Source organism: Thiohalomonas denitrificans (assembly GCF_016841685.1).
GTDB classification, from domain to species: domain Bacteria; phylum Pseudomonadota; class Gammaproteobacteria; order Thiohalomonadales; family Thiohalomonadaceae; genus Thiohalomonas; species Thiohalomonas denitrificans_A.
Window position 1 is genome coordinate 1 of record NZ_JAENYR010000001.1, and the last position, 4,580, is coordinate 4,580.

Annotated in this window: 5 protein-coding genes; all 5 read right to left on the reverse strand. The window is 58.7% G+C overall.

The window, feature by feature from the left end:
- Positions 1–440, reverse strand: a 440-nt coding sequence (locus tag Q7L05_RS00005; RefSeq protein ID WP_303900761.1) for a TolC family protein, incomplete at its 3' end; no start/stop codon positions are given.
- A gap of 72 nt (positions 441–512) precedes the next feature.
- Complete coding sequence (locus tag Q7L05_RS00010; RefSeq protein WP_303900762.1) at positions 513–830, reverse strand: hypothetical protein; 318 nt, start codon at positions 828–830, stop codon at positions 513–515.
- 209 nt (positions 831–1,039) lie between these two features.
- On the reverse strand, positions 1,040–2,083 hold the full coding sequence (gene arsB / locus Q7L05_RS00015; RefSeq protein WP_317623066.1) for an ACR3 family arsenite efflux transporter: 1,044 nt from the start codon (positions 2,081–2,083) through the stop codon (positions 1,040–1,042).
- Between the two features lie 1,047 nt (positions 2,084–3,130).
- Entirely contained in the window at positions 3,131–3,739 is a 609-nt protein-coding gene (locus tag Q7L05_RS00020; RefSeq protein WP_303900764.1) for a hypothetical protein, read from the reverse strand.
- Positions 3,736–3,951 (reverse strand): hypothetical protein, encoded by a 216-nt coding sequence (locus Q7L05_RS00025; RefSeq protein ID WP_303900765.1) that lies wholly within the window; start codon positions 3,949–3,951, stop codon positions 3,736–3,738. The genes Q7L05_RS00020 and Q7L05_RS00025 overlap by 4 nt, the downstream gene beginning before the upstream one ends.
- Positions 3,952–4,580 lie beyond the last annotated feature (629 nt).

Here is a 4,580-nt window from a genome sequence, read left to right on the forward strand (position 1 = left end):
AGTGCGGCGATCTCCTGGGCTGCCGAATGCTCGGACAGGGCCGAAAGGAGACGGGAGGCCAGGATCAGGCGCGCTTCGGCCAGCCGCGCCTTGGCGGCTACCAGCTCGGCCTTGCCGACGGCGCTGCGCTGTTCACGCTTGCCGCCCCAATCCAGGGTTTGGTTGATCCCTGCCGCTATGGTGTTGATGTCGGTTCGCTCGGCCTCAAGGGCCAATTCGGGGTTGTACAACGGCTGTCCGGCGGCCCGGTACCGGGCCCGGGCGGCCGACAGGGCGGCTTTCGCGCGCTCCAGCTCCGGACTGATGCGCAGGGCTTCCTCCACCCACTCGGTCAGGGCGGACGGCGCCCGATCGGTTTCAGCCGATTGGGAAAATGCCACGTGAAGCGGCAGCATGACGGCGCACAGCGCCACTGCGGCCTTTCGCAGAAACACAGACATAACGAGCCTTTTTTTCCGGCATACGGGACCACACGGTGCAGCCAGTGCACCGTGGATGCGTCGACTACCGAATCAGGCTCGTGGAGGTTTGGGCAGCGGTGGGTAGGTGAGGCCGACAAATGCCGTGACCGGCGGCGCGATGGCCTGAATGCCTGCGGGTGGAAGGGTTACGGACGGTGCATCCGAGAGAACACCTGCGAAGTGGGCCACACTGTGACAGCAATGGTCGTCGCCCGTGTGGTCGAGCAGACCGGTGGGTTCGGCATTCCCGTCAGAATGGAGCACCAGTTCCCCATCGTGGAGCAACACCTCCGGGTGTCCCCCGGCGGCGGCGACCAAGCCGGAGAATAGCAAGGAAGCAATCAAGACGGTGGCGAGAAGGCGTTGCATGGCCGAAAAGGATACACGAACCGTCAACTGGTACAAGCATGATGCCCTTCGAGGAACAACGGTTATGCCCACGAGATCCGGCCAGGTGTGGTCGTAGAGGGGGAATTCAATGGTGGTAATGCCAACAGGCCGATGCCCCTACTACAGCGTAAGCCTCCCAAGTTTGTTGGGCCCGTTGTGCGTTCTCCGGCAAGTGCATGATGCGCCTCCTAGGTTCGTCGCGAAAACGCCGAGTTCCGCTCATACCAGCCCTTGGTGGCGTTGACGATACGCACCACCGATAGCATGACCGGCACCTCCACCAGCACGCCGACCACCGTGGCCAGAGCCGCCCCGGACTGGAAGCCGAACAGGCTGATGGCGGCGGCGACCGCCAGTTCGAAGAAGTTGCTCGCGCCGATGAGTGCCGAGGGACCGGCCACCGCGTGGTCGACGCCGAAAGTGCGATCGAGCAGATAGGCAAGGCCCGAATTGAAATAGACCTGGATCAGGATGGGCACGGCCAGCAGCGCGATCACCAGCGGCTGATCGATGATCTGCTCACCCTGAAAACCGAACAGCAGCACCAGGGTGGCGAGCAGTGCACCGAGTGAGAAGGGATGCAACCGCGCCAACACCCGCTGCAAGCCATTCTCCCCGCCGCGGCGGATGGCGGCACGGCGCCACCATTGCCCAATCACAACCGGGATGACGATATAGAGCACCACCGAGAGGAACAGGGTCGACCAGGGGACCACGATGGCGGAGAGCCCCAGCAGCAGTCCGACAATCGGTGCGAAGGCGAAGATCATGATGGTGTCGTTGAGGGCGACCTGGGTCAGGGTGAAGTTGGGCTCCCCCCGGGTCAGATGGCTCCAGACGAACACCATTGCGGTGCAGGGCGCCGCTGCCAGGATGATGAGCCCGGCGATATAGCTGTCGAGCTGTTCGGCCGGCAGATAGGGAGCGAACAGCCACCCGATAAACAACCAGGCCAGGAGCGCCATGGAGAAAGGCTTCACCCCCCAGTTGATGAACAGGGTCACGCCGATGCCCTTCCAGTGGCGTTTTACATGGTGCAGGGCGCCGAAATCCACCTTGATCAGCATCGGGATGACCATCAGCCAAATGAGGATCGCCACCGGCAGATTGACCTGTGCGACCTCCAGGCTGCCGAGAAAACGGAACGGCGCGTTGAACAACTGCCCGAGACTGATGCCGGCCAGGATGCACAGGAATACCCAGAGCGTCAGATACCGCTCGAAGAACCCCATCGGCTCGCCGGCCGCCTTTTTTGCACTCACCTCGCACTCAACGCCCATATCAAACCTCCTTCTTCAGGGTCCGCGAAATGCCCTCGACGCCCGGGGACTGCCCTCGAATTCATCACCCTAAATAGCTGTTCCGAAATGGTCACCACTTGATCCCTTCTCCCTTGCAGGGAGAAGGCTAGGATGAGGGGGAGTAATGAACACCATTTCGGAACAGCTATTTAGTCACTGAGAGTTCCGGCCCAACTGCAAGCTGCCCTTGATTCGGGGAGGGATTTATCTCTTCCGGGAGTAACTCGTCACCCCCTCCGCCATTCCCGCATAGGCGGGAATCCAGAGAACAGAAGCATGGCTCAAAATGGATCCCCGCCTACACGGGGATGACGGATTTCCTGGGCCGTGTGCGATCACCCGGCGAGCAGTTACTCCCGGGATTTGTTTGCCGAGATTTCATCACGACAGGACTGTCCACTTCGGGCGTTGGCTAGTAATGGCACAAAAATCGGTCAGTCACCGCAAACCTGCGGGTCGAAACTCGAGAATCAGGAGTGGGTTTTGCAGGCGAGAAATCTTACTACGACCCCATTTGTTCGTAGCGAATCCCAGCGCTTTTTTCTCTTCTCTCCCCTGCCGCGGATCGGTTTATTCATAAGTGCCGAACCCGACCGCCGAGGATCTGCGTTAAGCCAATCTTGTATCCCCGCGGGGGGCTTCCTCGACCGTCAGGCCAAGTCGCGTTAAGTACCTGCGAAAGGAGTAGCGATAGACAACGAGGTCAGAGCCGTCTTCGCTTCCCAAAAGTGTGCATTGCGTAGAGGTTGGGAGAAAACAGTCAGCTATGGGCCTCAAAGCTGACGCATCTAGGATGCCACGCGCTCCTTCCATCACACTTGGCTACATACCATTGAGAGCTCACAGGTCCTTCCAGAAGCGGTCGTTTGCGTATCCAGCGCATGGGGCTAGCAAAAAATTTACTACGACCCCAATTGTCCCGACCCCAATTGTCCCCATGATCCGTAATGGGGAAATTTACGCCGCGGGGCGGGGTGGCTACGTCATAATGGGCCGGAAATACCCGCGGATGCAGTGGGTATCCCGGATGCAGATTTGGATGTGGTTCTTGGTTTTGAACCCGGCGTTTTCGTAGAGGTCTTCGCCTTCGAAAAAGGCTCCCCGGACGCTCTGGAAGGGCTCGTACTCCTGGACCTGTCGAAAGGTGTGGAGCGTCTGCATTACCGCGCAATCCAGCTTCCGCGCCAGCAGCTGTTTACCGTTGGTCGGAAGTTCGCCGGGGTTGGCTGTCTTCAATAGGTAGTAGGCATCGGCCAGTTGCCGAAGTGCGGAACTGTCAACGAGGTTCAGGCATCGTCCCAGGTCGATAATAGCCCCTAATACGAAAGGCTTTTTGATATCCCCTTGAGAATTGCGCCCGCCGTTTGCGCGTTCCTTGGCGAACTCCATCGCCCGTTGCGGGTTGCCTTCCCAGAAATATATCCCATGGCCCAGCCAGTCGTACTCATTCTCGCTGGCTTTCAGGTGCTTTATCTTGCCGCTGAGGATTTTTTCGCCGACGCTTTGGTCAAGCCCGTGGAAACCTAGGACAAAGGAAGGCAGAAACTCATAGAGCTTCCAAGGATCGGTCCCACTCCCCTTCGTCACTTCTTCCGGGCTTGCTTATAGACCTTCTTGAGCTTGCCGGTGCCGGTCACAATCCCTGCCCGAACCAGAAATGACTTGGCCTCTTTGGGGTTTTTCTTCAGCTTGGCGGCGAACGCCTTCATCTCCCGGTGGAGCTTGTCCGGCGTTTCGTCAGTCCGGTAAGAGTGGGCTTCGGCACACTGGGTCATCTTCTTCCCTCTTGCGGGTTGCATGAGCCGTCTCCCTGGCGGGCACGTTCAGCCGCGCAATCCCTACGCGGATTCCTTATTGTTAAATATTTTACAGGGTTGAGACAAGAACTCTAGCGCATTACTTCTCCCCTGGCGCCACCGTACAGCCGCTTCCCTTTGCTCCAAAAATAAACGGAATAATTAGGGGACACACCACCGTTTCTGCTCGGCTGAACGTCCGCTTCGGGTCGAGAGCGGCAATCGCTAAATCGTGACTTCGGGGCCTCCGACCCCGCTCGCGATTAAGAGGGCGGTGACAAGCTCCCAAGTGAAAGCGGGTTTTGCTCCGAAGTGTCCCAACAGTGTCCCATCAGGCGGAGGGAGATATTCGAGGATAGGGGATTAGGTAGGTAACTACTTGAAAAGATTGGTGCCGAGGGTCGGACTCGAACCGACACTGGGTTGCCCCAACCAGATTTTGAGTCTCAAGAAAACGAGAAGCGGCAACGATGCTCAACAAATAACAGCAATGAAAACAATGCCTTGTTTTGTCCGCTCTGATGTGGCTTCTTGTCTTCTGTTGTCCTCGTTTGGGAGCAAGTGGACCATCAGTGGACCACGGACCACGGACCACGGACCACGGACCACGGACCACGGACCACGGACCACGG

Bases quoted from the DNA above. Each gene is read 5' to 3' on its own strand.
- arsB (WP_317623066.1), bottom strand. From the start codon at position 2,083: ATGGGGTTCTTCGAGCGGTATCTGACGCTCTGGGTATTCCTGTGCATC.
- Q7L05_RS00010 (WP_303900762.1), bottom strand. From the start codon at position 830: ATGCAACGCCTTCTCGCCACCGTCTTGATTGCTTCCTTGCTATTCTCC.
- Q7L05_RS00025 (WP_303900765.1), bottom strand. From the start codon at position 3,951: ATGCAACCCGCAAGAGGGAAGAAGATGACCCAGTGTGCCGAAGCCCAC.